This is a genomic window from Mycobacterium sp. (assembly GCF_049278535.1).
Taxonomy (GTDB): Bacteria; Actinomycetota; Actinomycetes; order Mycobacteriales; family Mycobacteriaceae; genus Mycobacterium.
Genome location: NZ_JBAPMI010000262.1, coordinates 1 through 26,365, shown reverse-complemented (window position 1 = coordinate 26,365; position 26,365 = coordinate 1). Strand labels below are relative to the sequence as shown.

Below are 26,365 nucleotides of genomic sequence, written 5' to 3'. Positions count from 1 at the left end.
GTTGATCCACACCTTGCCGCCACGCTTGATGTGCCGGTTGATGGCGATACGAGCGGACTCGATCTGCCGGTTGGTGACGTAGGCGTGCTCCAACGCCTGAATGCCGTAGTCGCCGAAGCTCACCGTCGTGCCGCCACTGGCGATGCCGCGCTGGCGCGGGTGGTGCTGCTTGCGGTGCTTGACCCTGCGGGGAATCAACATGACTCAGCTCTCCGTACTCTGCGCCTCGACAGCAGGCGCCTCCGCTGGCGCAGCGGCTGGCGGGGTAGAAGTCTCCTCGGCACTCGACGCGGCGCGTCCGGCCTCGGTGCTGGTCGCGGTGGTTCCGGCGGATCCGCTACGACGCGGGCGCGTGCCTGACGGACGTTCGCGGCGCGGACGCTCGGCACCGGCCGACGGCGCCACCAGCTCGCGCTTGCCACCGACGATGTCGCCCTTGTAAATCCACACCTTCACGCCGATGCGGCCGAAGGTGGTCTTGGCCTCGTACAGGCCGTAGTCGATGTCGGCGCGCAGCGTGTGCAGCGGCACCCGGCCTTCGCGGTAGAACTCCGAACGGCTCATCTCGGCACCACCGAGGCGACCCGAGCACTGCACCCGGATGCCCTTGACGTTGGGCTGCCGCATCGCCGACTGAATGGCCTTACGCATCGCGCGGCGGAACGCCACGCGGTTGCTCAGCTGTTCGGCGACGCCTTGCGCCACCAACTGTGCCGTCGACTCAGGGTTTTTCACTTCGAGAATGTTGAGCTGCACCTGCTTGCCGGTCAGCTTCTCCAGGTCAGCTCGGATGCGGTCGGCCTCGGTGCCGCGCCGACCGATGACGATGCCCGGCCGAGCCGTGTGGATGTCCACCCGGACCCGGTCGCGGGTGCGCTCGATCTCTACGTCGGCGATGCCGGCGCGCTCCAAGCCCGTCGACAGCAACTTGCGGATCGCCACGTCTTCTTTGATGTAGTCCGCGTACTGCTTGTCCGCATACCACCGGGACTTCCAGTCGGTGGTGATGCCGAGCCGGAATCCGTGCGGATTGATCTTCTGGCCCACTACTGCGAGCCTCCCTTCGCGTCCGAAGTCGCTTCAGTCCCAGCGGACTTCGCGGCGGATGCCTTCTTTGCTGGCGCCTTCTTTGCCGGCGCTTTTTCAGCCGTTGCTTTTTTGGCCGGCGCCTTGTCGGCGGCGGCCTTCTTGGCCGGGGCCTTCTTGGCAGGTGCCGTGCCCGCGGCCTTGCTGGCCTGCGCGCGACGCGCGCGGGTGGCGCTCGCCGACTGTGCGCCCCGCGCGTCCTTGGACGGCCGGCTCTCCACCACGACGGTGATGTGGCTGGTGCGCTTACGGATCCGGAAAGCGCGGCCCTGGGCGCGCGGACGGATTCGCTTGGCGGTCGGGCCGCCGTCGGCGAACACGGTGGCCACCACCAGAGTCGACGGGTCCAGCCCATTGTTGTTCTGCGCGTTGGCCGCAGCGCTCGCGATGACCTTGGCCACCGGCTCGCTGGCCGCCTGCGGCGCCCAGCGCAGGATGTCCAGCGCTTCGGCCACCGACTTGCCGCGCACCAGGTCGATCACCCGGCGCGCCTTGGTCGGCGACACCCGCACAAACCGTGCGACGGCGGTCGCCGACGGGAATTCAGTAGCCGTGCTCATCGCCGCTTGGCCTTCCGGTCGTCTTTGATGTGTCCCTTGAAGGTGCGCGTCGGTGCGAACTCACCCAGCTTGTGACCCACCATCGCTTCGGTGACGAACACCGGCACATGCTTGCGACCGTCGTGGACGGCGAACGTGTGACCGATGAAGTCGGGGATGATGGTCGAGCGGCGCGACCAGGTCTTGATGACCTGCTTGGTGTTCTTCTCGTTCTGCGTGTCGACCTTCTTGAGCAGATGGTCGTCGACGAACGGACCTTTTTTCAGGCTGCGTGGCATCGGCTGCTCCTAGCGCGATTTCTTGCCGGTGCGCCGGCGTCGGACGATGAGCTTGTCGCTGGGCTTGCTGCGCTTACGGGTACGGCCTTCGGGCTTACCCCAGGGGCTGACCGGGTGACGACCACCGGAGGTCTTACCCTCACCACCACCGTGCGGGTGGTCCACCGGGTTCATCACCACACCACGGACCGTCGGGCGCTTGCCCTTCCAGCGCATCCGGCCGGCCTTGCCCCAGTTGATGTTGGCCTGCTCGGCGTTGCCCACCTCGCCGACAGTGGCGCGGCAGCGCACGTCGACACGGCGGATCTCACCGCTTGGCATCCGCAGCGAGGCGTAAGTGCCTTCCTTACCGAGCAATTGGATGCTGGATCCCGCCGAGCGGGCCAGCTTGGCTCCGCCGCCGGGCCGTAGCTCCACCGCGTGGATCAACGTACCGGCCGGGATGTTGCGCAACGGCAGGTTGTTACCCGGCTTGATGTCGGCGTTTGCGCCGGACTCGACCACGTCGCCCTGGGAAAGTCCCTGCGGCGCAATGATGTAGCGCTTCTCGCCATCCAAGAAGTGCAGCAACGCGATGTTGGCGGTGCGGTTCGGGTCGTACTCGATGTGCGCGACCTTCGCGTTGACGCCGTCTTTGTCGTTGCGACGGAAGTCGATCACCCGGTAAGCCCGCTTGTGGCCGCCGCCCTTGTGGCGGGTGGTGATGCGGCCGTGCGCGTTGCGTCCACCGCGACCGTGTAACGGCCGGATCAACGACTTCTCCGGAGTGGAGCGGGTGATCTCGGCGAAATCGGAGACGCTGGCACCGCGGCGACCCGGAGTCGTCGGCTTGTACTTGCGAATTCCCATGTCTGTTAAGTCTCTCTATCCTCGGCTATTCGTGGCTACGCCGTGTTGCCGAACAGTTCGATCGGCTTGCTGCCGGGCGCCAACGTCACGATGGCGCGTTTGGTGCTCTTCCGCTGTCCGTATCCAGCCCTGGTGCGCTTGCGCTTCCCCTGGCGGTTAGCTGTGTTCACCGCTGCCACCTTGACCGAAAAGATCTTCTCGATCGCGATCTTGATCTGCGTCTTGTTCGAGTCGGGGTGCACCAGGAACGTGTACACGTTGTCGTCGATCAGGCTGTAGGACTTCTCCGAGATGACCGGGGCCAGGATGATGTCGCGGGGGTCAGTGACGGTCGCCATCAGGCCGAAACCTCCTCAGCGGTACGGGTGTTCGCCTCGATGTAGGCGTTGAGCGCCTCCACCGAAAACACCAGGTCCTCGGCGCGCAACACGTCGTAGGTGTTGAGCTGGTCTGGCGTCAGGATGTGCACACCGGGTAGGTTGCGCACACTCTTCGCGCCGGTCTCATCGCTACGTCCGATGATCACCAGCACCTGCTTGCGATCGGTCAGCGTGCCCAGGAAAGCCTTGGCGCCCTTGGTCGACGGCGTCTGCCCCGACACCAGCTCGGTGACCGCGTGGATGCGGCCGTTGCGGGCCCGGTCCGACAACGCGCTGCGCAGCGCGGCGGCGATCATCTTCTTCGGGGTGCGCTGGCTGTAGTCACGGGGTTGGGGACCGTGCACGACACCACCACCGGTGAACTGCGGCGCCCGCGTCGAACCCTGGCGGGCGCGACCGGTGCCCTTCTGCCGGTAGGGCTTTCGGCCGCCACCACGGACCTCGCCGCGAGTTTTGGTCGAGTGAGTGCCCTGGCGTCCCGCGGCCAACTGCGCCGTGACCACCTGATGCATCAGGGCGATGTTCTCGGGTACGTCGAATAGCGCGGCCGGTAGCTCAACGGAGCCTTCGGTTTTACCGGCGGGCGTCTTGACATCGATCTGCAAAGCTTTACCGCTTTGCTCCGCCTTTTGGGCCTTCTGGGCAGCCATTACTTCTCACCTCGCTTGATCGCGCTGCGGACCACGACAAGTCCACCCGTGCGGCCGGGGACAGCGCCCTTGATCAGCAGCACGCCGTTTTCGGCATCGACCAAGTGCACCAAGAGGTTCTGGGTGGTCACCCGGTCGTTACCCATCCGGCCGGCCATCCGGGTGCCCTTGAACACCCGCGCCGGAGTTGCGCAACCACCGATCGAACCGGGGCGGCGGTGAACCGCCTGTGCGCCGTGGCTGGCTCCCTGACCTTTGAAGCCGTGACGCTTCATGGTTCCCGCGAAACCCTTGCCCTTCGAGGTGCCGGTCACGTCGACATAGGTTCCGGCAGCGAAGATCTCGGCCGTCAGCTCCTGACCGACCTGGTAGTCGGCCGCAGCGGCCTCGTCGTCGAGACGGAACTCTGCCATGTGCCGACGGGGGTTGACCCCAGCGGCGGCGTACTGACCCGTCAGCGGCTTGTTGATCTTGCGGGGACTGATTTCGCCGTAGGCCAGCTGCACCGCGCTGTACCCGTCAACCTCCGGAGTACGGATGCGGGTCACCACGTTCGGCCCGGCCTTGACCACCGTTACCGGAACGACGCGGTTGTTCTCGTCGAACACCTGCGTCATACCGAGCTTGGTGCCCAGAATGCCCTTTCTCGCCATTGCTCGCAGCTCTCCTACTGGATGTTGACGTCGACGCTGGCAGGCAGATCGATGCGCATCAGCGCGTCAACGGTTTTCGGGGTCGGGTCAAGGATGTCGATCAGGCGCTTGTGAGTGCGCATCTCGAAGTGCTCCCGCGAGTCTTTGTACTTGTGCGGTGAGCGAATAACGCAGTACACGTTCTTCTCGGTGGGCAGCGGCACCGGGCCCACCACGCTGGCGCCCGTCCGGACAACCGTCTCGACGATCTTGCGCGCCGAGGCATCAATGGCCTCGTGGTCGTAGGCCTTGAGCCTGATGCGGATCTTCTGTCCCGCCACGCTTCCTCACTCTCCAGGTCGAGACCCGGTTTCCCGCCGGGCACCGATCGCCTTTGATCGGTCTGGCCGATCACGGCGGTGCGCCCGGTTCTTGCGCCGCTGTTTACCTGTCTTGGTCCACCGGCCCCCGCGGTCGGGTGTGTCACCCTCACGCAGCCTGGTCCGCGACCGAAATTGGTCACGCTCCAAGATTGGGACCGGAGGCGCCCGTTTGGACGCCGGTCGTATGCCCGGCCAGGCCTGAACCCGGCGCAAGGCAACCCGAACAGTATGCCCTAGATCCCGGTATCGGCCAAATCCTCCCGACCCGCCTACCGACGCGGCTCGTCACCGGTGAAACGGTCGGCCGCGCGGCCGCGCCAGACGCCTCGGCGACGGCTCCTTACTCCAGAGTAAGGTATGTCGTCATGACCAGCCCGACCAGCACATATGCCGCATGGCAGCGTCTTTCCAACCGTCCCGGCGGCAGCCGGCTGTTCTCGATGGCGGCGATGGCGCGAGTTCCCTACTTCGCCTCGGTGCTGCCGCACGTGGTGCGGATGGAGCCCGGCCTGGCCGAAGTGCGGGTTCCGAAGTGGTTCTTTGTCTACAACCACCTACACACCGTGCACGCGATCGCGTCCTGCAATGCCGCCGAGGTGGCGATGGGGATGCTGATGGAAGCCACCGTCCCGCGCAGCCACCGGTGGATACCGAAGGCGATGAACGTTCAGTACCTCGGGAAGGCCACCACATCGCTGTCCGCACGGGCCCAATTGGACCCGCCGGATTTCGCGCAGATCACTGACGGCGTCGATCTCGTCGTGCCGGTCAGCGTGATCGACCGCCACGGCGAGGAAGTCGTACACGCCGACATCACCACCTGGGTGACGCCGGTCGGCTAGCCGTCCACCAGATACGTTCCGTGCCCGCGGCGCACGAGCCCACCGTCGAACTCCAGCACCTCGCTCACCAAAGTGCCGCTCTGGTTGCGGTAGTTGATCACCAGCACCGACACACCCCGGTAGACCCCGACAATGTCGAAGTGCAGGTCGGGCACGGCTTTCACTGCGGTGCACCAGTATTCGCGCAGCGCTGCTTTGCCGCGTACGACTCCGCTTGAGCCAGGCACAAATTCGGCCGCGATCGGCGACGTGAAGACGACGTCATCGTGGAAATGCGCGAGCACGGCGTCGACATCGCGGCGGTTCCAGGCCGCGGCCCATTGCGCGGCGAAGCCGGCCGGCTCCGGTGTGTTCACGATTTACCCTTCAAGGTCGCCCAGAACGGGCACTGGTGCGCCTCCTCGAAGTCAGTGGTGAGCTGACTTCCTCCGGGCCGCAACGACATCCAGAAATTGTGGTCAGGGCTACCGTCCTGGGCCGGCCAGTCGGGCAGGCCGGCGGCCTTCGGTGCGCCATCGGTGACGAAGTGGCTCCAATAGCTCATCATCTGGTCGGACAGTATCTGCTGGGCCGGATCCAGCGGCTGCGCGCCACCCATGCTGAACAGGTATCGCAGTTCCAGCGAGTGACTGGCGCCGACCGGGAACGGCGCGTCGCGCAAGAACTTGGGCGCCGGCGCGTGCGGATCGTCGAACTCGTAGGCGTAAACCGGCGCGTTGCGACTCAGCGAATCGGCCAATCGGTCTGTGGTGCAAGCAAAAACGCCGTCGGTGACCGCCGCCGAATAGGCCAGCGAAACGTCGCCACCGTATTGATCGGGTGGATAATGCGCCTGCACCGGGCCCCCATCGGCGGCGCCGAAGATGTCGTCGAGCACATGGGGATACTCGCCCTCCCTGACTCCGCGATTCAACCTCGAGGCTCGCAGCGCCGCGAAAAGCGTGAACTCGTCGTGGTTGACGCCGATCAGCACCGGAACGCGGGCTGCATGGTCGGCGGCGAGTCCCGCGATCGGACCCTCCGGCAGCGCCGCCGTCCCGGTGACCGGGCCGGAGAGCGCGTCGGAGTCGCCGATGAAGTAGTACCAGGGCGGATGCTCGAGCCGGGTCGCCGGCAACGCGCGCAGACACCGTGCGGTGGTGGCGGGATTGCGGCAGCCCGCCGCGATCGCGTATTCGACGCTTTGTCGCTGTCCGAACGCCAGGTCGGCCTGCGCCTGACACGGTGCGCTCTGAATGATCGCCGCACGGAACAGACCGGCCGACCCGCGTGCGACAAGGTGATCGCACACTGACATGCCGCCCGCGGATTCCCCGGCGATGGTCACCTTTTTGGGGTCGCCGCCGAACGCGGCGATGTTGTCGCGGACCCAGCGCAGCGCGGCCTGCTGGTCGGCCAGGCCGTAGTTGCCCACCGTGCCCGGCGGACCGAGCGACGGGTGGGCCAGGAAACCGAGCGCACCCAACCGGTAATTGATCGTGACGACGACGATGTGACCCCGGGCTGCCAGCCAGCGCGAGTGATAGATGTCGCCGCTGCCGTTGACAAAGCCTCCCCCGTGGATCCACACCATCACCGGGCGCTTCTCGTTGTGCTGCCCGCGCGGCGGAGTCCAGACGTTGAGGGTCAGGCAGTTTTCGCTGGTCGGCTTGCCCGCCCGCGGGTTAGGGCCGGTGTCCTGCATGCACTGCGGACCGGCCTTGGTGGCGTCCAGCATCCCTGGCCAGCGCACAGCGGGCCGCGGTAATTGCCATCGCAGCGGCCCCACCGGCGGTTCCGCATACGGAATGCTTTGGAAGAGGCGGTAATCCGAGGCGACCATGCCGCGGATAGATCCCATCGCAGTGCGGACGACGCCGGCATCCAGCGGACCGGCGTACGGCGGCTCGGCCTTGCGCGGCGCGACGACGGCACTCTGCCCGCAGGCGACCGACATCATGGCCGCGACCAGCAGGGCGGGCCAGGCTCGTCGGCGACGAGGCGATCGGATCGGCACGAAAAGACAGCCTACGGATTATCGGAAAGTGCTCATCGGATAATTCGCGATCACCGAGACTGAACATGACACGTGTCAAAAAATCCGCGATCAATCCGCCAGGTGAACCAGGCAGATGAGCACACCAATCGTTGACGAGGCCGCCAAGGTATTTGTTGATCCGAAGTCCTACGCGGACGAACCGCGGCTGCAGGCGGCGCTGACCCACCTGCGGGCCCACGCCCCGGTGTCCCTGGTGGACAGCCCGCCCTATCGGCCGTTCTGGGCGATCACCAGGCATGCCGACATCATGGAAATCGAGCGAGCCAACGATCTGTTCATCAACGAGCCGCGGCCGTTGCTGGCTACCGCCGAAGCCGACGACATGGCGCGCGAACAACTGGACGCCGGGATGGGGTTGCACACCCTGATCCACATGGACGACCCGCAACACCGGGTGGTGCGGGCGATCGGTGCGGATTGGTTCCGCCCCAAAGCGATGCGGGCACTCAAAGTCCGTGTCGACGAACTGGCCAAGATCTATGTCGACAAAATGTTGGCCGCCGGCAGCGAATGTGACTTCGTGCAAGAGGTCGCGATGAACTACCCGCTCTACGTGATCATGTCGCTGCTGGGCGTGCCGGAGTGGGACTTTCCCAGCGCGACGATCGCCGGCGGCCTGCACGCGCTCATCGAAAATCCCGATCAACGAAAGCGGTTGCGCGACAACCCCGATCTGATGCCGCTGGCCACCGAGGAAATGATCCGGTGGGTGACGCCGGTCAAGGAGTTCATACGCACCGCGACGGCGGACACCGCAATACGCGGGGTGCCGATCGCCGAGGGCGAATCGGTGCACCTCTCCTACGTCTCCGGAAACCGCGCCGAAGAAGTGTTCGACGATCCGTTCCGCTTCGACGTCCGACGCGATCCGAACAGACCCTTGGCATTCGGCTATGGCGTGCACTTCTGCCTGGGCGCGGCGCTGGCCCGGATGGAGGTGAACAGTTTCTTCACCGAGCTGATCCCGCGGCTGAAATCGATTGAGCTCAATGGAAACCCGGAACTCATCTGACGACGTTCGTCGGCGGACTCAAGCACCTGCCGATTCGTTACCAGCTTCGATGACCTCTCTGTTCTGCGCGCGCTGCACATGCAGGAAGCCATCCACGGCTGCGCGCGAGCACTCGCGGTAATCGAAATCGGGCAGGGTGGACAGCCGGCCCAGCACCACCGGGCCCATCAGCAAGGCGATCGCTCGCGAGCGGTCGATGTCGCCCAGTTCGGCGGCCTCGGGGCTGTCGAAGATCGCGTCGAACGGCGCCGCGTACTGCTGGGCGATCCGTTCGCGCAGGGTGGTGACCGCGGGGCTGTCGGCGGTGCGGGTCTGACGTGATTCCGGCAGCTGCTCGAGGTCTCGCCCGAGCGCCAGCCAGCTCATCGCCATCACCATGCCCGGCGCCTCGGCAATCGACTGCCCGAATGCCAGCACGACCGCGATCAGCCGCTCGCGCAACGTGCCGTCTTCGGATGGCATCGGCGCCGGCGGGATCAGGCCGTGGAAAGCCGCTGCCAGCAAGTCGTTTCCGCTCGGGAAGTGCCGATACAGGGTGGCTCGGGCGACATTGGCGCCACGCGTGACCGCATCGACGGTCACTGCGCTCGGGCCACCGGCACGAAGGAGCGCGGTGGCCGCCTCCAGCAACCGGGCCCGGGAACGCGCCGGCCGAGGATCGGTCTTGTCGGTGATGTGGACCACCTCCTTCATCCGATCTGAACAGGGTACGCAAGCGCGTCGGCGGCCTGATACCGACCGCACACGAATCAGCTGACGAACTCCGCGGCCCGATGCCCCAGCATCACGATGCTGGCATGCGGACCGCGGCTGGTGATCGTCGGCAATACCGACCCGTCGATCACCCACAGCCCGTCGATACCGTGCACGCGGCACTGGGGATCGACGACTGCCAACGGATCTCCGGGGGCGCCCATCGGGGCGGTGCCGCACAAATGTTGCGACGTCGACCAGGCCGGCTCGCCGACTTGGGTTGTCGGGCCGGCTATTTCGCGGGCAAGGTCGCAGCCGCTCTGCAGTGCCGCGATATCGGCCGGCTCGCTGTCGTAGCGGTGTTCGATCTTCGGCGGCACCAGCGGATCCGCGGCGACCAGGGTGATCCGCCCCCGGGCCCGCGGCCGCATGAGCGCCACCCCAAGGTGCGGCCAGTCCGGGTGGCCCGCCGTCCCGTCGCCGACCATCGCGATGAAGCCGCCGGTATACGGTCGGATTTCCATGTCGTCGGGCGTGCTGAGCACCACCTCGAGCACGGGCCGCCCAGCCGCGACCGCCCAGGTCGTCGGTAGCACCCATTCGGGGTGATCGCTGAATGCCAGACCGACCGGCAACCGGGCCACCACGCCTACCCCGGCAGCCCGCAACATCGTTTCTTCCCCGACTCCGGAAAGCATGAGGAGATGGGCGGATTCGATGGCACCTGCCGACAGCACTACGCGGTCGGCGCTCAACGTGATCGGTCCACGCGGACCGATGGCGTCCACGCCAACTGCACGACTGCCGGAGAAGCGCACTCGGACGGCCCGCGTTTGGGTCAGCAAAGAGAGATTGTCGCGTTGCAGCGCGGGCAGCAGGTATGCGGCGCCGGGGCCGATCCGAACATCTTCGACGATGTTGAGTGGCACGGCACCCACGCCCGACGGCAGCCCGGCGATGTCGTCCAGGTCGTTGAGATCGGGAAGCCAGCCGAACCCGCGCCGCCGCGCTGCATCGACGAACATCGCTGTGCTACCGATGATTTCGCGTGTCCGCTGAACCGTGATGGGACCCGAATCGCCGTGGGCCGGCCCGGTGAAATCCAGGTCGGTCTCGACCCCGCGAAAGTGCTCGACGACGTCAGACCACGCCCAGCCAGGTAGCCGGTAGCCGTCGAAGTCGCGTCGCAGACCCCGGCAGAAGTACCCGCCGTTGACTGCACCGGAGCCGCCGATCGTCGCACCGCGCACGATCGCGGTCTGCCGGACCGGGTGATCGGTCAATTGCGTGTGATAGCGCTGGACCAATGGGCTGGCAGCACCGATCGGCAGTCGTAGCCCGTTGGTGGTCTCGGCCCGCAACGCCGGGTCGAGAAGGCCGATACCGGCCTCGAGCACGGTAACCAGGCAGTTCGTATCAGCCGAAAGATAGGCTGCGACAACGGATCCAGCACTTCCTGCGCCAATGATCAGAACATCGCTGTGCAGCGCCGCTGCGGTCAGGGGTCAGACTCGAATCTGCGGCTTGAGCGGACCGAGGTTGCGTTCCCGCACCACGCCGTACCACAGCCCGAGACCGTAGGCCAGGTCGTCGACGCGCTTGAGCAGCAAGTAGGTCAGCAGCCCGATCGGCTGGGCGTCTTCGTCGGCGGTTCGCCGGCGACTGGCCCAATCCACCACCCCGTCGACGATGGCAGCGACCAGGACGACCCGGCGACACGATCGGAACGCAATGGCCGCCAGCAGGGCCAGCGGCCAATAGTGCCGACAGATCGCCGACGCAAGCTGCAACGCCGCCGACCAAAGGCTGCGGACGGCCACGGTCAGTACGTCCCACATCTGGGTCTCGGTGCCTTGCATGCTCTTCGCGACCCGCCGACCGGTCAGCGCCGCCACGAAAAGTGATGCCAGGTAACCGAAGCTCGAGCCGAGTGCCATCAGGATCCATGCCGTCAACGCCCAGCCGGAAATCATCAACGGTGCGATCTTGTCCGGGTGCCGAATCGACAGCGGGGCGGCCGAACCACCGTAAAAAGCTTTGCGCGCAACCCAATCCCGCAGTTCGGTCCGATGATCATGTGCCACTTGGGCAATCGGCTCGTAACGCAGCCGGGCGCCGGACTCGACCAGTCGCCAGCAGAGGTCGACATCCTCACCGGAACGCATGGTTTCGTCGAAGCCGCCGACATCACGCAAAGGCGAAGTGCGACAAATGATTGCGGCGCTCGGCACATACGAGACACTGGTGTAAGGAATGACCGGAGCTTCGCGCTGCCCGAGGTCCAACGAGGAGCGCAATGCCTCGTACCGAGCGACCACGTGGTCGGTTTGCGCCAGTCCGACGATTCGCGGGGCGACGAGTGCCACGGTCGGGTCACAGAAGTGCCCGAGCAGAGCTTCCAGCCAGCCGCGGCGCGGGACGACATCGGAATCCAGGAAGGCGACGTAACCCGTCTTGCATGCCGCCAGGCCGGTATTGCGGGCCGCGGCCGGACCACGGCTCTCGCCGTGCCGCAGCACCTCGAGGTCGGGGTGCGCAAACGAGAAATCCTCGACGCTGATCGGCGTGGACGATCCGTCGTCGACGACGACTATCCGCAGTCCGCGCAACGACGAGACCAATCGACGTAGGCCAGAAGTGTTGTCGCGCACCGGAATCACGATCGTCACATCGCGGTGCGACGGGCCGCCAGCAGGTCGTGGGTGTGCCACCGTCGCATCGAGCAGCGTGCGGGCCAGCTCGGCGCTCACCGCGTCGCGGACCTTCAGCCGGCCATCGGCGAGCATGTCCTGAGCGGCCGGCGCCAACCGCAGGATCCGGGTAGGCGAGCCGCCCAGCAAAGCCGCGCCCTGGCCCAACACCCGGACCCGCCGGTCGACCTGCACAGCAAATCCATCCGGCAAACGCGCCTGAGTCATAAGCGCCGCTCCTCAGCGCCGGCTACGCCGGCACCGTCGTCGACGCGCGTCATGTGAGCATCCCGTCGGCTGCGGGCGCCCAGCGCCGCGCCCGGCGCGAGCAGTCGTCGACCATCTCAGCCAGCATCCGCTCACCCTCGGCCGCGGTTGCCGTCGTCGGGTCGCCCAGCACTCCGACCTCACTTACCGCCGCGACTCCCCCACTGCGCATCGACGGCAGCAGGTCGGCCAGCGGCGCGCTGTTGCCCGCGCGCCACCGATCGGTACGTACCTCGGCGGGTGAAATATGCAGCAATACTGAAGTTTCTGTGTGCCCCGCGTGCGCGTCGCCACCGACGACCACGCACGGACACCACGCGGCGTCACGGCCCTCGGACCGCAGTCGGTTCACCGCGCGGCTCAGTGCCGCAATGTTTCCGCCATGGCCGTTGACAAAGAGCAGGCGCTGCGCCCAGCAGGTCGCTGACCTGCCGTACTCAAGCAGCAGCGAGCTCAAGGCGTCGGTGCCGATCGAGATCGTTCCGGGGAAGCTCTGGTGCTCGCCGCTGTCGCCATAGGCGATTGCCGGCGCCACCATCCACGTGAGGTCGGGACCGTCGGCCAGGCGTGCCGCGACCGCGCCGGCGACCGCGGTCGCGATCCGGGTGTCGGTGTCCAATGGCAGGTGCGGCCCGTGCTGCTCGGTGGACCCAACCGGTACCGTGAGCGCTAACGGCATGCTTTGCAGCTGGCTCGACGTAGAGCCCCCGAGGTCGGGCCGGAGTACCACTTGGTGATGGTAAGACGAATTCACCTGTCGTGCATCGGTTGTTGGCGCTCTCGAAAAATTATTTCCCGCCGCCCGTTGACTAAGACCGGTCAACGTCGCCACGTCAGCCACGTCCGCATCAACATACTCGCTGGTCTCGCAGTCGCGAGCCGGCTACGCGCCCCTCGCCGCGGGCTAGTTTGCTCCGAGCGTTCGGGTGAAGCCGGCCGGCACTAGGACGTCGTCGCGGTTGAGGTCGTGCACCGAGGCGCGCGCCAGACCCATCAACGCGGAGTCGATGCCGCCGTGCAGGATGTCGAGCACGTTCTCTACGCCGGTCTGCCCGGCGGCCGCGAGACCCCACAGGTAGGCGCGGCCGATCATGACAGCACGCGCGCCGAGAGCCAGCGCCTTGACGACGTCGCTGCCGCGCCGGATGCCGCCATCCAGAAAAACCTCGATCTGGTCGCCGACCGCGTCGGCGACAGCTGGCAGCGCGCGAATCGCCGCCGGGGTGCTGTCCAGGTTGTTGCCGCCGTGATTGGACACCGAGATCGCCGAAACACCGGCATCCACAGCCCTTTTCGCGTCGTCGAGGCGCATCACACCCTTGAGCATGAACGGTCCACCCCACAGCTCGCGCAGCCAGGCGATGTCCGCCCACGTCGGCGGCGGCGTCGACATCCACTCCCCGTAGGCAGCGAAGAAGGGTGGCCCGGGCTCCCCGCGCTGGGCCAGGTTGGGCACCCGCAGATCCGGCGGACGCAGCGTCTTGCCGAATCTCCACAACCATCCGGGACGAGTGATCACCTCCGGCGACATCCGCAACATGGTTCGCAGATCCATTTGCTCGGGGATCTTCGGGCTGCCCCAGTCCCGGCCGTGGGAGAACGACCAGTCGGTGGTGACGATCAATCCGACGGCACCGGCCTGCCTGGCCCGCTCGACCCGCTGGGCGATCACGTCGCGCCCGCCCGACCAGTAGACCTGGAAGAAGAGCTTCGGGTTGGCGGCGATCACTTCCTCGATCGGCTTGCTGGCGAACGACGAAAGCCCCATCGCCGTCCCGCGCGCCGCGGCCGCCCGTGCCACGGCTACTTCACCGTCCGGATCGACCGCCTGAACGCCCGTCGGCGAGATGATCACCGGCAGGGAAATATCCTGTCCCATAACGGTTGTCGACATATCACGCTTCTCGAGCGCGCCGACCACATGGGGCGCGAAACCCAGTTCGCCGAACGCCTCGACGTTGTCGGAAACCGTCAGCCCCTTTTCGCTGGCGGCCACCAGGGCGGCATAGGACGACTTGGGCAGCCGCCGCTTCGCCCGCTGCTGCGCGATCGCGACCGTCTCGAACCAGACATCACGTGCCACGGCTAGACCGGGCTCTCGTTGCACAGCCGCTGTGGTGCCGTGCGGGGATGCACCGTCAGCGTCAGCGGTACGGGACCGCTCTTGCGTCGGCCATGTGAGTGATCGCCCGCAGGCCGCGGCTTGTCGCGCTCTTGGGCCAGGGCCGGCGCTCCGTAGCCCTCGACGCATTCCGGGTCGGGGCCGTCCATCGGCAGGCCGGTGAAGAACTTGGCCGCCATGCAGCCACCGCGGCAGCTGTCGTAGTGCCCGCAGCTTCCACAGGCCCCCGCGGACTGCGGTTCGCGCAGCTCCCGGAACAGCGGAGCGTCTTTCCAGACCGTGTCAAAGCCACCGTCGGACAACACGTTTCCGGCCAGGAAGCGATCATGGATGGCGAACGGGCAGGCATACACGTCGCCGACCGGGTCGATAAGGCATACCACCCGCCCGGCGCCGCACATGTTCAGCCCGGCCAGCGCGCCCGGCTCGCCCAGTCCGGACAAGTGGAAGAAGGAGTCGCCGGTCAGCACTCGATCGCCCTTGGCGACCAGCCAGTGGTACAGCTGCACCTGCTGGTCGGAGGTCGGATGCAGGTCGTCCCAGACATCGGCGCCACGACCAGAGGGACGCAGTCGGGTGATGCGCAGCGTGGCGCCGTACCGGCTTGCCAGCGAAGCGAATTCGTCGAGCTGATCGACGTTGTGGCGGGTCACGACCACGGAGATCTTGGCGTCGGAGAATCCCGCGGCGGCAAGGTTCTCCAGGGCCCTGATGGCCATCGCGAAGGACCCGGGCCCACGAACGGCGTCGTTGACATCGGCGGTCGCGCCGTCCAGCGAGATCTGGACGTCGACGTAATCGCTGGCAGCCAGCCGGGCTGCCACCTCGGGGGTGATCCGCACACCGTTGGTGGAGAACTTCACCCCGACGTGGTGCGCGGTGGCATAGTCGACCAGCTCCCAAAAGTCAGGCCGCACAGTCGGTTCGCCGCCGCCGATATTGACGTAGAACACCTGCATGCGTTCCAGCTCGTCGATGATGTCCTTGCAGTCCTGTGTGGACAGCTCACGCGGATCGCGTTTGCCCGAGGACGACAGGCAGTGCACGCAGGCCAGGTTGCACGCGTAGGTCAGCTCCCAGGTCAAGCAGATGGGTGCATCCAACCCGTGTTCGAACTGCTCGATCAGACGTGGCACCGTCGATGTCATGCTGCTGCCTCTTTCTCTTCGGCTCGCACAAGCATCTGCGACCCGGCCAGCACACCGAGTGCATGCAAGTAGGGCTGCTGCTCTGACTCCTCGACGCCGGCCGCGCCGAGAGCGGCCCGGACGTCGGGGTGATCGGCCAGCGATTGGACCACCGCAAGGATGGTGCGGTTCTTCAGGAACGACAGTTTGCGAGTTCCGAAGTGATACAACAGCGCACCAAAAGACTCAGGCCGCACGGCGACCTGCGGGTGCAACCGCCACGCGCGATCGGGATCGAACTCGCCCCGCTCGCCCGCCGGCGATACGGCGCTCACGGTCAGTAGACCCCGCACATCCCGTCGATGGACACCTCTTCAACCAGGGTCTCGGTGACGAGCTCGGTGTCGGTGTCGGTCTGCTGGTTGGGCTCCATGACGTTGCCTTTCTTTCGGTGGGGGCTCGACAAGTCGCGTCGACGTGGTCAGAATCTCAGACAGAATATGGCATCGAGTGCCGGAATGGAAGGGCGGGGATCATGGCGCAACAGCAGCCGCGGGTCGGCCGCCGCCGGTCTACCACTCCGCAACACATCACCGACGTCGCGCTTGGGCTGTTCGCCAAGCGTGGATTTTCGGAGGTAAGCGTCGACGACGTCGCGCAGGCAGCAGGTATCGCCCGCCGGAGCGTGTTTCGCTACTACGCCTCGAAGAACGCAATTCCCTGGGGGGACTTCGATGCTCACCTGCGGCACCTGCGAGAGCTGCTGGACGATGTAGAGCCCGACATGCAGCTCGGCGAAGCGTTGCGCGCTGCGCTACTGTCGTTCAACACCTTTGACGAATCCGAGACCGTCCGGCACCGGCAGCGAATGCGGGTGATCTTGCAAACCGCTGAGCTACAGGCGTATTCGATGACTATGTACGCGGGATGGCGCGCTGTCATCGCGGGTTTCGTGGCACGCCGGACCGGCGCCAAGACCACCGACCTGCAGCCGCAGACGGTCGCGTGGATGATGCTCGGTGTCGCCCTCAGCGCATACGAGCACTGGCTGGACGACGAAGGAGTCTCGCTGCCGGAAGCGCTCGGCGATGCCTTCGACGTCGTGCGAGCCGGGCTGAAGGACCTGGGCCAATGAGCCGGTTGTTGCGTTCCATTGCGGTGCAGGGTCAGGTCTGCGCAGCCATGGGCTCGCCGATGTACGGCGACGTTTTGCAACAGGTGGCCGCCGATGTCGAAGCCGGCGGTGTATTCGCGGAAATCCTGTCCGGACACGAAAACGATTCTGGCCGGATGGCTTTGCCGCTCAGGTTGCTCGGCGGGTTGCACCGGCTGGTTCTCGACGGCCGTGCGCCGGCGCTGCGCCGCTGGTACCCCAGTGTCGGCGGGAACTGGGACGCCGAGGCCGGGTGGCCCGACATCGTGTCGGCCGCCTCGGAGAATGTTGAGTATCTGCACGCCGGGCTCGATCAGCCACCCCAGACCAACGAAGTAGGCCGGTCCGCCGCGCTGATCGGTGGTCTGCTGACACTCGTCGAACGATTCGAGGCACCGGTAAGGCTTTTCGAGATCGGCTGCAGTGCCGGGCTGAACCTGCGCGCCGAGCAGTACCGCTACCGCTATCCCGGCGGCGAATGGGGCCCGGCCGATTCACCGGTGGCTGTCGACGACGCGTGGCGCGGCAAACTGCCTTTTGCCGCGGGTGTGCAGATCGTCGAGCGCCACGGCTACGACATCGCGCCGCTGGACGCGACCAGCTCCGATGGCGAGCTGGCACTGCTGAGCTACGTCTGGCCGGATCAGCCGGCCCGGCTGGAGCGGCTGCGCGGAGCAATCAGCATCGCGCGGCGGGTACCGGCGCCGCTGCACCGCTGCAATGCCACCGATGCCGTTGCAGGACTGGAGCTTTCCCACGGCGCGCTCACCGTGCTGTGGCACTCGATCATGTGGCAGTACCTCTCGGCAGCCGAGCAGGACACCGTCTCGGCCGGGATCGAAGAACTGGGCGCACGGGCGCTTCCGGGTGCACCCTTCGCGCATCTGACGCTGGAGCCACATCGGCGCACACCCGAGTCTCCGGTCGAGTTCGCGGTTCGCGCCCGCTGCTGGCCCGGCGGGGACGATCGCGTGCTGGGCGTGTGCTCGCCGCACGGTCCGCCGGTCATCTGGGAATAACGGCGCCGGGAAAAAATTCTCGCTAACCCGTCGGAGTTTCCGGCTCCACCGCGACGATAAGGGTGTGAGCGCGCTACCGGACCCCGACGACGCTGCCCGGGCGCTCTTGGCGCTGTATGACCAGGCGCTGCCGATTGTGTACGGATACTTCGTCCGTCGTTGCGCCGATCGCGCCACGGCGGAGGATCTGACGTCGGAGACGTTTCTCGCGGCAATGGATGCTGCGCGCAAAAAGGAACCGCCGCCGATCGGGGTGCCGTGGCTGATCGGGGTGGCACGGCACAAGCTCGCCGATCATTACCGGCGTCGGCACGATCGGCTCACTGTGCCGGTGGCCGAACTGCCGGAACCGGCCGACCCGTTGGACGACTGGGACGCCGAGCTGGACCGCATCGTTGCCGAAAGTGTCCTGACCCGGCTGTCCGAACCGCACCGCGCGGTGCTGGCCCTGCGCTACATGGACGACTGCTCGGTACCCCAATGCGCCGAGCTGATCGGGCGGACGATCCATGCCACCGAGGCGCTACTGGTCCGCGCCCGGCGGGCATTCAAACAGCTCTACCCGGAAGGAGGCACGTCATGAATCACGATCCGCTGAACGTGCTGCGCGCCGAAGACCTTCCGGTACAGCCTGATCCGGCGTTCGCCGCACGACTGCGCGGGCGGCTGGAGTCTGCGCTGACCCTGCCGAATCGAACAGTAGGAGTGGATATGAGTAACACCGACGCAGAGATCGCCGGGCTGAACGAACCGGCTGCCGACGAACTCATTCAGCACGGCGACATCGGCTATGTCTCGATCTGGGTGCCCGACCCCGCACGCGCGGCCGATTTCTACGAGCACGTGCTCGGATGGTCCTATGCGCCCGCAGCGCACCAAGTGACCAGTACCGATCTCCCGATCGGCATCGCCCCCAGTTCGGCCGCGCCCACGCTGTTCTGCTGCTACGCCGTGACCGATGTGCAGGAGGCCCGGCGAACGATCACCGAGGCCGGCGGAACGCCGGGTGAAGTACGCCGAGCCGACTACGGCGTGATCCTCGACGCCATCGATCCACAAGGCGTCGCGTTCGCGGTATACGAACCGCGTCCCGGTCAGAAACGGCTGACACTCAACGGATCTGGCCCCGGCGAACTCGCTTACGTCACCTACCGCACGTCCGACTCGGCGGTCTTCCGCGACTTCTACGGCCGGATTCTGCACTGGACGTTCACGGCCGGCCGAATCGACGACGGATGGCAGGTGGCGACCACCCATCCGATGGCCGGCGTCGGCGGCGGCAATGCAGGGTCGACAACGGTTCCGATGTGGACGGTGGCTGACATCGACGCCGCCGTCGCGCGAGTCCGTGAAGCCGGCGGAACTGTGCTGACCGAGCCTGCGCGACAGCCCTACGGTATACAGGCCGAGTGCACCGACGATCAGGGCTCGCCTTTCTACCTCGGCGAGTTCTAGGCCGACGACTTACCGGTCACCCCACGCTGTCGCGCGCGGCGGCCAGAGTCAGCGAAGGCACTTCCCGGCCTACGCGAAGCCCTCGAGCGGTTCTTGGATTAGCCCAGGACTTCGGAGATCGGCACCCCCGCAGCGATTTTGGCGCGCGACTTCATCACCTTGCCGGGCATACCGCCGCCGACGACGCCGGCCACCGCGCCGTCGCGCTCGTAGTAGGCGAGGAATTTGCGGCCGTCGTCCTCGACGACGTGCACGATGTCGGTGGCGATGGGCTCGCCCAGGCATTGGATCTTGACGTCGTACTGGTCGCTCCAGAAATAGGGGACGACGACGTTAGACGGTGCGTCCTGGCCGAGCATCGCGGGCACAACGGCACGGGCTTGCTCGGCGACGTTGCTCCAATGTTCAACGCGCACTTGATGTCCCTTCGGGTGGCGCCAGGACGCGACATCGCCGAGGGCCCACACGTTGGGCGCGCTGGTCCGGCCGGCGGCGTCGCAGATCACGCCGTTGTCGACCTCGATACCGCTGCCGTCGAGCCAATCGGTGGCCGGCCGCGAGCCGATGCCCACGACCACCAGGTCGGCGCTCAGCTCGGTGCCATCGGTCAGCTGCACGGTCTCGACGTGATCGCCGCCCCGGACCTCGGCCACCCCGACGTCGCATCGCACGTCTACGCCTTCGGCGCGGTGCAGCCGGGCGACCAGTCCGCCGATCTGTTCGCCAAGCACCGCTGCCAGCGGCGCGGGTTGCGGTTCGACCAGCACTACGTCGACTCCCAGACCACGCAAACTGGCCGCGACTTCACAGCCGATGAACCCCGCGCCGACTACCACCGCGTGCCGTGCTTGCGACGCGTGACGACGCAGAGCCAGACTTTCGTCGAAGGAGCGCAGCACCCGGATGCCGTCCAAGTCTGGGAATGCCGGAATGCGCCGCGGCAACAAGCCCGTCGCGATGACGAGTTCGTCGTAGCCGAGCGTTGATCCGTCATCGAGCGTCAGGGTCTGCGCGGCGGCGTCGATACCGGTGGCCGCCGCGCCCAACCGCAAGGTGATGTTCTGCTCGTCGTAAAACTCGCGCGGCTTGAGCGTCACGTCATCGACTTCGCTGCGCAGCACCTCCTTGGACAGCGGGGGGCGGTCATAGGGCAGGTGGACCTCGTCGCTGACGATGGTGAGCGAACCGTCGAAGTTCGCCCGGCGCAACTGCTCGGCGGTCCGGGCCGCGGCGAGTCCTCCGCCGACGATCACAATTCCGTGGTCGCCAGAGCTAGTGGTCATTTGGAGTTCATACACGATTGCGGCGGTCCACAGTTGCTCACCCCTGCGCGCGCGACCGATCGATGAGGTTGGAGAGCACGACGATGCTCTCGCTGCGTTCGATGTCGGCGCTGGTGCGGATCCGCTCCAGGGCGTCCTCCAGATGTTGCATGTCGCGCGCCAACACCCGCAGCATCGCGTCAGCAGTCCCGGTTACCGTTGCGGCACTGACGACTTCGGGAATATCGATCCAGGCGCGCCGCAGCTCTTCTGGTGCGATCCGGCCGTGGCAATAGACCTGGACGTAAGCCTCGGTGTTCCAGCCCACCGCAGTGCGATCGATAACGGTGGTGAAACCGCGGATCACTCCGCTGTCGAGCAGCCGGTCCACCCGACGTTTGACCGCCGGGGCCGACAAGCGCACCCGCTCACCGATTTCGGCAAAAGTCGCGCGGGCGTGTTGGGCAAGCTCGGCGAGAATCTGCTCGTCGATGCCGTCCAATCGGTCCATAAGCCCTCCAGCCACAACAGACCTTCACATTATGGCATTTCACGCAACACATTAGCCCTATATACGCAACAGTCATTGATACATTGCGCGTGAGGCTCCCATACCGTTGATTTATGACGACCTTCGCGCATTCCGAGGCCGAAACCAGGCGTCACACCACCGAACGCAAAGCCGCCGTTCGGCATTACGTGATGACGCCGCCGCAGTTCTTCACGGTCGACTACGCGATCAATCCGTGGATGGACACCGCCAATCCCGTCGACCCAGCCACCGCGCTCGCTCAATGGCAGCACTTGCACGACGTCTACCTGCAACTAGGACACACTGTCGACCTGGTCGATCCGGTGCCCGGGTTGCCCGACATGGTCTATGCCGCCAACGGTGGGCTGATCATCGACGGCACCGCTGTCGTTGCCCGTTTCAAATACCCTCAGCGTCAACAAGAATCAGCCGCCTACGGGAAATGGCTAGAGGCGCAAGGGTTCGATCCCGTTTATGCCAAGCACGTCAACGAAGGCCAGGGCGATCTGCTGCCGGTCGGCGACATCATCCTGGCCGGATACGGTTTTCGAACCGCGTTGCGAGCGCACAGTGAGATCGCCGGCATCTTCGACCGCCGGGTGATCAGCCTCGAACTGCTCGACCCGCGCTTCTACCATCTCGACACCGCGCTGACCGTGCTCGACGACACGACCATCGCCTATTATCCCCCGGCCTTCGCGTACGTCTCGCGAGCCCACCTGGAGACGCTGTTCCCCGATGCGATCGTGGTGGACAGTGCCGACGCCTACGCGTTCGGCCTCAACGCCGTCTCGGATGGCCGCCACGTGGTACTCCCAGCCGCCGCGGTCGGCTTCGCCCACCAGCTCAGCGACGCCGGGTTCGAACCGATCGGTGTCGAGATGTCCGAGTTGCTCAAGGGCGGCGGCTCGGTCAAATGCTGCACGCTGGAGGTGTATTCGTGACACGAGCCAGCGACGATGCAGAGCACAGCGATGAGGAGGAGCGACGCCGATGACACTGCTTGATACCGACCCCGCCCACTGCGGCGCACTGACCGCGTCGGCGATCGCGCTGGATGAGCGCTACGCCGCACACAACTATTCGCCGCTGCCGGTAGTGGCCGCCAGCGCAGAGGGGTCGTGGATCACCGATGTCGAAGGACGCCGCTATCTCGACTGCCTGGCCGCATATTCGGCGGTGAATTTCGGGCACCGCAACCCCGAGATCACCGCAACCGCGCACGCCCAGCTCGATGTCGTCACGTTGGTAAGCCGTGCGTTTCATGCCGAAGCCCTCGGCCGGTTTTGCGCGGCGCTTGCCGCGCTGTGCGGCAAGGACATGGTCTTGCCGATGAACAGCGGCGCCGAAGCAGTTGAAAGTGCGCTCAAGGTCGCCCGCAAATGGGGCGCCGACGTCAAGGGTGTGCCCGCCGGCCTGGCAAATATCGTGGTGGCCGACAACAACTTTCACGGCCGGACGATCAGCATCGTCAGCTTCTCGTCGGATGAGACGGCGCGAAGCGGCTTCGGGCCGTTCACGCCGGGCTTTCGCTCGGTCCCCTTCGGTGACGCCGGCGCGCTGTCCGACGCGATCGACGAGCACACCGTCGCCGTACTACTCGAGCCGATCCAAGGCGAGGCCGGCGTCATCGTGCCGCCGGACCGCTACCTGCCGGCGGTTCGTGAAATCTGCACAGCCCGTGGTGTTCTGCTGATCGCCGATGAAATCCAGTCGGGTCTGGCCCGCACCGGCCGTACCTTCGCCTGCGACCACTGGGACGTGGTGCCCGACATCTATCTACTCGGGAAGGCGCTGGGTGGCGGTGTGGTTCCACTGTCCGCGGTGGTGGCCGATCGCGAGGTTCTCGGGGTGCTGCACCCCGGCGAGCACGGCTCGACGTTCGGCGGCAACCCCTTTGCGGCCGCGATCGGCACCACCGTGGTGTCGATGCTGGATCGCGGTGAGTTCCAGGACCGCGCGGCGCGACTGGGGGCGCGGCTGCACTGGCGGCTGGAGAAGCTGATCGGTTATGGCGTGGTTGCCGTGCGCGGGCGCGGATTGTGGGCCGGCGTCGACATCGACTCCGCACTCGGCAGCGCCAAGCACGTCTGTCTGCGACTTGCCGAGCGCGGCATCCTGGTCAAGGACACCCATGGATCGACGCTGCGTTTCGCTCCCCCGCTGGTGATCACCGCGACCGAAATCGATTGGGCCGTAGAGCGATTCGCCGATACCCTGAGGGATATCGCGAGCTAGTACTTCAGCACGCCCTTGTCGACCGGGATCTGCGCTCCGGTCAACGTCCCAGAGCCGTCCCCGGCGAGCCACGACACCACGTCGGACACTTCGGCGGCACCCATGAATCCATTGGGCTGCAGCAACATTGGGCCGAAGCTGTGGATGTAGTGCGGATGCTTGCCGAATACCTGCATCATCAGATCCGGTTCGATCATCGGCGTGTCGACCGAGTAGGGGTGGATCGAGTTGACCCGGATGCCGAACTCGCTGAGCTCGATGGCCAACGAGTTGGTCAGTGCGGTGAGCCCGTGTTTGGAGGCCGAATAGTGTCCGTTGCCCGGCGTGGCCTTCAGCCCGGCCGACGAGCTGACCACGATGACCGACCCGCCGTTGCCGGCCTCGATCATCGCCGGCACCGCCGCGCGTATGGTGCGAAACGTCCCGGTCAGGTTCACCCCGATGATGGTGTCCCACTGCTCGTCGGTGAGCTCCCACAGCCGTCCCCAACTGAGCACACCGGCGTTGGCGATCAGGATGTCCAGTCGGCCGAACTCCTCGACACCGTCGGCAACCAGCTGACGCAACGCGCCGTCGTCGCGAATGTCGACCTGCCGGGCCAGCATCTTGCGTCCCTCGGCCTCGACCGCACGAACGGTCTCGGCCAGGTCTTCCGGGGTCGCCGCGGGATAGCTGATGCTGTCGGACACCGGTGCGCAGATATCCAGGGCGATGATGTCAGCGCCCTCGCGTGCCAGCCGGGCCGCATGGGCGCGGCCCTGACCACGCGCGGCGCCGGTGATGAACGCGACCCGCCCCTGCAATGCTCCCGACGGACCGGACACCGTAGCCCCTTTCGACGACTGCCGATCAGGCTAGCAGCGAAACTGAAACGTGTTCTAATCGCCTCGTCGGTCAGAGTTCGCCGATGATCTTCTGCCGCGCTGCGGTGTACTCGGTGTCCGAGAGCGCGCCGCTGGCATGCAGTTTGTCCAGTTCCTCGAGCCGCTCGGACACCGATTGCTGGGGCGGCGCGGCCACCCCACCGGCCCCGGCCGGTGCAGGCTGCTGCTCAGCCGCGCGCCGAACCACGGCCAAGACCTGTTGGCGCACCGCCGGGTAACTGCGGATGTCGACCGAGCCGCCGAACGGGAGGTTGTTGGCCTTATAGATCTGCAGGATTTCCATCAGCGGGCCGGCCTGCCCACTGAGGTCATAGGTCTTGTTGTCCTCGGCGATCTGAATTTGTGCGGGGACGATACCGGCGATCAACGCGCTTGCCTGCCAGTCGATCTCGTATTGGCGGGTGTTCGGGTCCACCAGCACCACGAGTTTGCGCGCGGTGACAATGGCCTGTTTCGAGATGTCGACGGTCACCCGCTTTCGGTCGCTGAAATCGAACCCGGGTCCGCTGATGTGCAGGTCGAGGCTGACCACCGGCCGCTCGTTGATGCGCATTCCGGTTTCGGCCAGGCCCATGATCTGCGCCGTCGCCAGCACTCCGGTCTGATGGAGAGCGGCGCTTTTGGCCGAAGTACGAGCGCCGCGGTCGGCCAACCACAACGCGACCAGCACGTCGGCGACGGTGATCAGCATCCCGGCCCACAGCAACCACTGGGTTGACTGCCGCGCCATCGAGTCCACTTCGGGGCCAAACGAGCCGAGCATCCCGGGGAGCGCGAAGTAGGTGATGAGGAAGATCGGGCCGACCAGCCCTCCGCACACCAGAACGATGAGTTGGGCTTTGATATAGCGCGCTAGCATGGCTGCTCCAGTCGTCGGCCGATCGATGACGCGGGACAGCGTATCGCTACGCGGACCGAAGCATAACGCAAACGCGGCGCCCACCCTCTCGGGTGAGCGCCGCTTCTGCTGTGAAACTACTTGATGATCTTGGTGACCCGGCCGGCGCCGACGGTGCGGCCACCCTCGCGGATCGCGAACCGCAGACCGTCGTCCATGGCGACGGGCTGGATCAGCTTCACCACGATCTCGGTGTTGTCACCGGGCATCACCATCTCGGTGCCCTCCGGCAACGTCACCACACCGGTCACGTCGGTGGTGCGGAAGTAGAACTGCGGACGGTAGTTGTTGAAGAACGGCGTGTGCCGGCCACCCTCGTCCTTGGACAGGATGTAGACGCTGCCCTCGAAGTCGGTGTGCGGCGTAGTGGTGCCGGGCTTCACGACGACCTGGCCACGCTCGACGTCCTCACGCTTGATACCACGCAGCAGCAGTCCGACGTTGTCGCCGGCCTGGCCCTGGTCCAGCAGCTTGCGGAACATCTCGACACCGGTGACCGTGGTCTTGGTGCTGGCCGGCTTGATGCCGACGATCTCCACTTCCTCGTTCACGTTGATCACGCCACGCTCGACACGGCCGGTCACCACGGTGCCACGACCGGTGATGGTGAAGACGTCCTCGACGGGCATCAGGAACGGCAGGTCGGTCTCGCGGACCGGGTCCGGGATCGACTCGTCGACCGCGTCCATCAGCTCCTCGACGGACTTGACCCACTTCTCGTCACCCTCGAGGGCCTTTAGCGCCGACACCTTGATAACGGGGGCGTCCTCGTCGAACTCCTGGGCGGCCAGCAGCTCGCGGACCTCCAGCTCGACGAGCTCCAGCAGCTCCTCGTCGTCAACCATGTCGGCCTTGTTCAGCGCGACCAGGATGTAGGGCACACCGACCTGGCGGGCCAGCAGCACGTGCTCGCGGGTCTGCGGCATCGGGCCGTCCGTGGCTGCGACCACCAGGATCGCGCCGTCCATCTGGGCGGCACCGGTGATCATGTTCTTGATGTAGTCGGCGTGGCCCGGCGCATCGACGTGCGCGTAGTGACGCTTCTCGGTCTGGTACTCCACGTGGGAGATGTTGATCGTGATACCACGCTGACGCTCTTCGGGCGCGTTGTCGATCTGGTCGAACGCGCGCGACTCGTTGAGTGCGGGGTATTTGTCATGCAGGACCTTGGTGATAGCCGCGGTCAACGTGGTCTTGCCGTGGTCAACGTGACCAATGGTCCCGATGTTGACGTGCGGCTTCGTCCGCTCGAACTTCGCCTTCGCCACTTCTGTGTCCTCCTGGACTTGTTGGTGCTTGTTAAAGCAGTGTTGTT

Annotated in this window: 31 protein-coding genes and 1 pseudogene; 8 read left to right on the top strand and 24 right to left on the bottom strand. The window is 66.0% G+C overall.

What is annotated here, in order from left to right; genetic code table 11:
* From rplP to rpsJ, 9 genes are all read right to left on the bottom strand, one after another.
* A partial coding sequence (gene rplP / locus WAO18_RS17610) for a 50S ribosomal protein L16 (RefSeq protein ID WP_422207516.1) occupies positions 1-201 on the bottom strand: 201 nt, incomplete at its 3' end.
* 3 nt (positions 202-204) lie between these two features.
* On the bottom strand, positions 205-1,047 hold the full coding sequence (gene rpsC, locus WAO18_RS17605; RefSeq protein WP_422207515.1) for a 30S ribosomal protein S3: 843 nt from the start codon (positions 1,045-1,047) through the stop codon (positions 205-207).
* On the bottom strand, positions 1,047-1,646 hold the full coding sequence (rplV, locus tag WAO18_RS17600) for a 50S ribosomal protein L22 (protein ID WP_422207514.1): 600 nt from the start codon (positions 1,644-1,646) through the stop codon (positions 1,047-1,049). The genes rpsC and rplV overlap by 1 nt, the downstream gene beginning before the upstream one ends.
* Entirely contained in the window at positions 1,643-1,924 is a 282-nt protein-coding gene (rpsS, locus tag WAO18_RS17595) for a 30S ribosomal protein S19 (protein WP_073880559.1), read from the bottom strand. Before rpsS ends, rplV begins: the two co-directional genes overlap by 4 nt.
* 9 nt (positions 1,925-1,933) lie before the next feature.
* Entirely contained in the window at positions 1,934-2,773 is an 840-nt protein-coding gene (rplB, locus tag WAO18_RS17590; RefSeq protein ID WP_422207513.1) for a 50S ribosomal protein L2, read from the bottom strand.
* Positions 2,774-2,808: 35 nt separating this feature from the next.
* Positions 2,809-3,111 (bottom strand): 50S ribosomal protein L23, encoded by a 303-nt coding sequence (gene rplW, locus WAO18_RS17585; protein WP_422207512.1) that lies wholly within the window; start codon positions 3,109-3,111, stop codon positions 2,809-2,811.
* A complete protein-coding gene (gene rplD / locus WAO18_RS17580) occupies positions 3,111-3,803 on the bottom strand; it encodes a 50S ribosomal protein L4 (protein ID WP_422207511.1) in 693 nt (230 codons plus the stop codon). Before rplD ends, rplW begins: the two co-directional genes overlap by 1 nt.
* Positions 3,803-4,456 carry a 50S ribosomal protein L3 gene (rplC, locus tag WAO18_RS17575; protein ID WP_422207510.1) on the bottom strand — a complete coding sequence of 218 codons (654 nt, stop codon included), beginning with the start codon at positions 4,454-4,456 and terminating at the stop codon, positions 3,803-3,805. Before rplC ends, rplD begins: the two co-directional genes overlap by 1 nt.
* Positions 4,457-4,470: 14 nt before the next feature.
* Entirely contained in the window at positions 4,471-4,776 is a 306-nt protein-coding gene (gene rpsJ, locus WAO18_RS17570) for a 30S ribosomal protein S10 (protein ID WP_003873519.1), read from the bottom strand.
* Positions 4,777-5,183: 407 nt separating this feature from the next.
* Between rpsJ and WAO18_RS17565 the strand changes: the two genes are divergently transcribed.
* Positions 5,184-5,660, top strand: a complete 477-nt coding sequence (locus tag WAO18_RS17565) for a hotdog fold domain-containing protein (protein WP_422207509.1) — start codon at positions 5,184-5,186, stop codon at positions 5,658-5,660.
* Here the strand turns inward: WAO18_RS17565 and WAO18_RS17560 are convergent.
* Together WAO18_RS17560 and WAO18_RS17555 are read right to left on the bottom strand one after the other, a co-directional pair.
* Positions 5,657-6,016, bottom strand: a complete 360-nt coding sequence (locus WAO18_RS17560) for a nuclear transport factor 2 family protein (protein ID WP_422207508.1) — start codon at positions 6,014-6,016, stop codon at positions 5,657-5,659. The genes WAO18_RS17565 and WAO18_RS17560 overlap by 4 nt on opposite strands.
* The gene (locus WAO18_RS17555; RefSeq protein ID WP_422207519.1) at positions 6,013-7,599 is read right to left on the bottom strand and encodes a carboxylesterase/lipase family protein; all 1,587 of its coding nucleotides are present in this window, start codon (positions 7,597-7,599) and stop codon (positions 6,013-6,015) included. Before WAO18_RS17555 ends, WAO18_RS17560 begins: the two co-directional genes overlap by 4 nt.
* A 172-nt stretch (positions 7,600-7,771) precedes the next feature.
* Here WAO18_RS17555 and WAO18_RS17550 point away from each other — a divergent pair.
* A pseudogene (locus tag WAO18_RS17550) lies at positions 7,772-8,763 on the top strand (cytochrome P450).
* Here the strand turns inward: WAO18_RS17550 and WAO18_RS17545 are convergent.
* The 8 genes from WAO18_RS17545 to mftA form a co-directional block, all read right to left on the bottom strand.
* Positions 8,729-9,403 (bottom strand): TetR/AcrR family transcriptional regulator, encoded by a 675-nt coding sequence (locus WAO18_RS17545; protein WP_422207507.1) that lies wholly within the window; start codon positions 9,401-9,403, stop codon positions 8,729-8,731. The pseudogene WAO18_RS17550 and the gene WAO18_RS17545 sit on opposite strands and share 35 nt — an antisense overlap.
* A gap of 56 nt (positions 9,404-9,459) precedes the next feature.
* The gene (gene mftG, locus WAO18_RS17540) at positions 9,460-10,905 is read right to left on the bottom strand and encodes a mycofactocin system GMC family oxidoreductase MftG (RefSeq protein WP_422207518.1); all 1,446 of its coding nucleotides are present in this window, start codon (positions 10,903-10,905) and stop codon (positions 9,460-9,462) included.
* 3 nt (positions 10,906-10,908) lie between these two features.
* Positions 10,909-12,321, bottom strand: a complete 1,413-nt coding sequence (mftF, locus tag WAO18_RS17535; RefSeq protein WP_422207506.1) for a mycofactocin biosynthesis glycosyltransferase MftF — start codon at positions 12,319-12,321, stop codon at positions 10,909-10,911.
* A gap of 49 nt (positions 12,322-12,370) precedes the next feature.
* Complete coding sequence (gene mftE, locus WAO18_RS17530; RefSeq protein WP_422207505.1) at positions 12,371-13,114, bottom strand: mycofactocin biosynthesis peptidyl-dipeptidase MftE; 744 nt, start codon at positions 13,112-13,114, stop codon at positions 12,371-12,373.
* A gap of 150 nt (positions 13,115-13,264) precedes the next feature.
* Positions 13,265-14,443, bottom strand: coding sequence for a pre-mycofactocin synthase MftD (gene mftD / locus WAO18_RS17525; RefSeq protein ID WP_422207504.1), 1,179 nt, complete (start codon positions 14,441-14,443; stop codon positions 13,265-13,267).
* A 2-nt stretch (positions 14,444-14,445) separates the two neighbouring features.
* Positions 14,446-15,630 carry a mycofactocin radical SAM maturase gene (mftC, locus tag WAO18_RS17520; RefSeq protein WP_422207503.1) on the bottom strand — a complete coding sequence of 395 codons (1,185 nt, stop codon included), beginning with the start codon at positions 15,628-15,630 and terminating at the stop codon, positions 14,446-14,448.
* On the bottom strand, positions 15,627-15,962 hold the full coding sequence (mftB, locus tag WAO18_RS17515; protein ID WP_422207502.1) for a mycofactocin biosynthesis chaperone MftB: 336 nt from the start codon (positions 15,960-15,962) through the stop codon (positions 15,627-15,629). The genes mftC and mftB overlap by 4 nt, the downstream gene beginning before the upstream one ends.
* Positions 15,947-16,042 (bottom strand): mycofactocin precursor MftA, encoded by a 96-nt coding sequence (mftA, locus tag WAO18_RS17510; protein WP_325689399.1) that lies wholly within the window; start codon positions 16,040-16,042, stop codon positions 15,947-15,949. Before mftA ends, mftB begins: the two co-directional genes overlap by 16 nt.
* 102 nt (positions 16,043-16,144) lie before the next feature.
* Here mftA and mftR point away from each other — a divergent pair, with 102 nt between their 5' ends.
* The 4 genes from mftR (at position 16,145) to WAO18_RS17490 (ending at position 19,236) form a co-directional block, all read left to right on the top strand.
* Complete coding sequence (gene mftR, locus WAO18_RS17505) at positions 16,145-16,744, top strand: mycofactocin system transcriptional regulator (protein WP_422207501.1); 600 nt, start codon at positions 16,145-16,147, stop codon at positions 16,742-16,744.
* Positions 16,741-17,781 carry a DUF2332 domain-containing protein gene (locus WAO18_RS17500; protein WP_422207500.1) on the top strand — a complete coding sequence of 347 codons (1,041 nt, stop codon included), beginning with the start codon at positions 16,741-16,743 and terminating at the stop codon, positions 17,779-17,781. Before mftR ends, WAO18_RS17500 begins: the two co-directional genes overlap by 4 nt.
* A 64-nt stretch (positions 17,782-17,845) precedes the next feature.
* Positions 17,846-18,364 (top strand): RNA polymerase sigma factor, encoded by a 519-nt coding sequence (locus WAO18_RS17495; RefSeq protein ID WP_422207499.1) that lies wholly within the window; start codon positions 17,846-17,848, stop codon positions 18,362-18,364.
* A complete protein-coding gene (locus tag WAO18_RS17490) occupies positions 18,361-19,236 on the top strand; it encodes a VOC family protein (RefSeq protein WP_422207498.1) in 876 nt (291 codons plus the stop codon). Before WAO18_RS17495 ends, WAO18_RS17490 begins: the two co-directional genes overlap by 4 nt.
* A gap of 98 nt (positions 19,237-19,334) precedes the next feature.
* Here the strand turns inward: WAO18_RS17490 and WAO18_RS17485 are convergent, their stop codons facing one another.
* Both WAO18_RS17485 and WAO18_RS17480 read right to left on the bottom strand, forming a co-directional pair.
* Positions 19,335-20,519 (bottom strand): NAD(P)/FAD-dependent oxidoreductase, encoded by a 1,185-nt coding sequence (locus tag WAO18_RS17485; RefSeq protein WP_422207497.1) that lies wholly within the window; start codon positions 20,517-20,519, stop codon positions 19,335-19,337.
* 37 nt (positions 20,520-20,556) lie between these two features.
* The gene (locus WAO18_RS17480) at positions 20,557-21,009 is read right to left on the bottom strand and encodes an Lrp/AsnC family transcriptional regulator (protein WP_422207496.1); all 453 of its coding nucleotides are present in this window, start codon (positions 21,007-21,009) and stop codon (positions 20,557-20,559) included.
* A 113-nt stretch (positions 21,010-21,122) separates the two neighbouring features.
* Here WAO18_RS17480 and ddaH point away from each other — a divergent pair, with 113 nt between their 5' ends.
* Together ddaH and rocD are read left to right on the top strand one after the other, a co-directional pair.
* Positions 21,123-21,974: a dimethylargininase gene (ddaH, locus tag WAO18_RS17475; protein ID WP_422207495.1), complete on the top strand. Its 852-nt coding sequence runs from the start codon at positions 21,123-21,125 to the stop codon at positions 21,972-21,974.
* Positions 21,975-22,023: 49 nt separating this feature from the next.
* Positions 22,024-23,268, top strand: coding sequence for an ornithine--oxo-acid transaminase (gene rocD / locus WAO18_RS17470; RefSeq protein ID WP_422207494.1), 1,245 nt, complete (start codon positions 22,024-22,026; stop codon positions 23,266-23,268).
* Here rocD and WAO18_RS17465 read toward each other — a convergent pair.
* From WAO18_RS17465 to tuf, 3 genes are all read right to left on the bottom strand, one after another.
* Entirely contained in the window at positions 23,265-24,092 is an 828-nt protein-coding gene (locus WAO18_RS17465) for a mycofactocin-coupled SDR family oxidoreductase (protein ID WP_422207493.1), read from the bottom strand. The genes rocD and WAO18_RS17465 overlap by 4 nt on opposite strands.
* Positions 24,093-24,162: 70 nt before the next feature.
* On the bottom strand, positions 24,163-25,011 hold the full coding sequence (locus tag WAO18_RS17460; RefSeq protein WP_422207492.1) for an SHOCT domain-containing protein: 849 nt from the start codon (positions 25,009-25,011) through the stop codon (positions 24,163-24,165).
* A 116-nt stretch (positions 25,012-25,127) separates the two neighbouring features.
* Positions 25,128-26,318, bottom strand: a complete 1,191-nt coding sequence (gene tuf, locus WAO18_RS17455) for an elongation factor Tu (RefSeq protein WP_422207517.1) — start codon at positions 26,316-26,318, stop codon at positions 25,128-25,130.
* Positions 26,319-26,365: the final 47 nt, after the last annotated feature.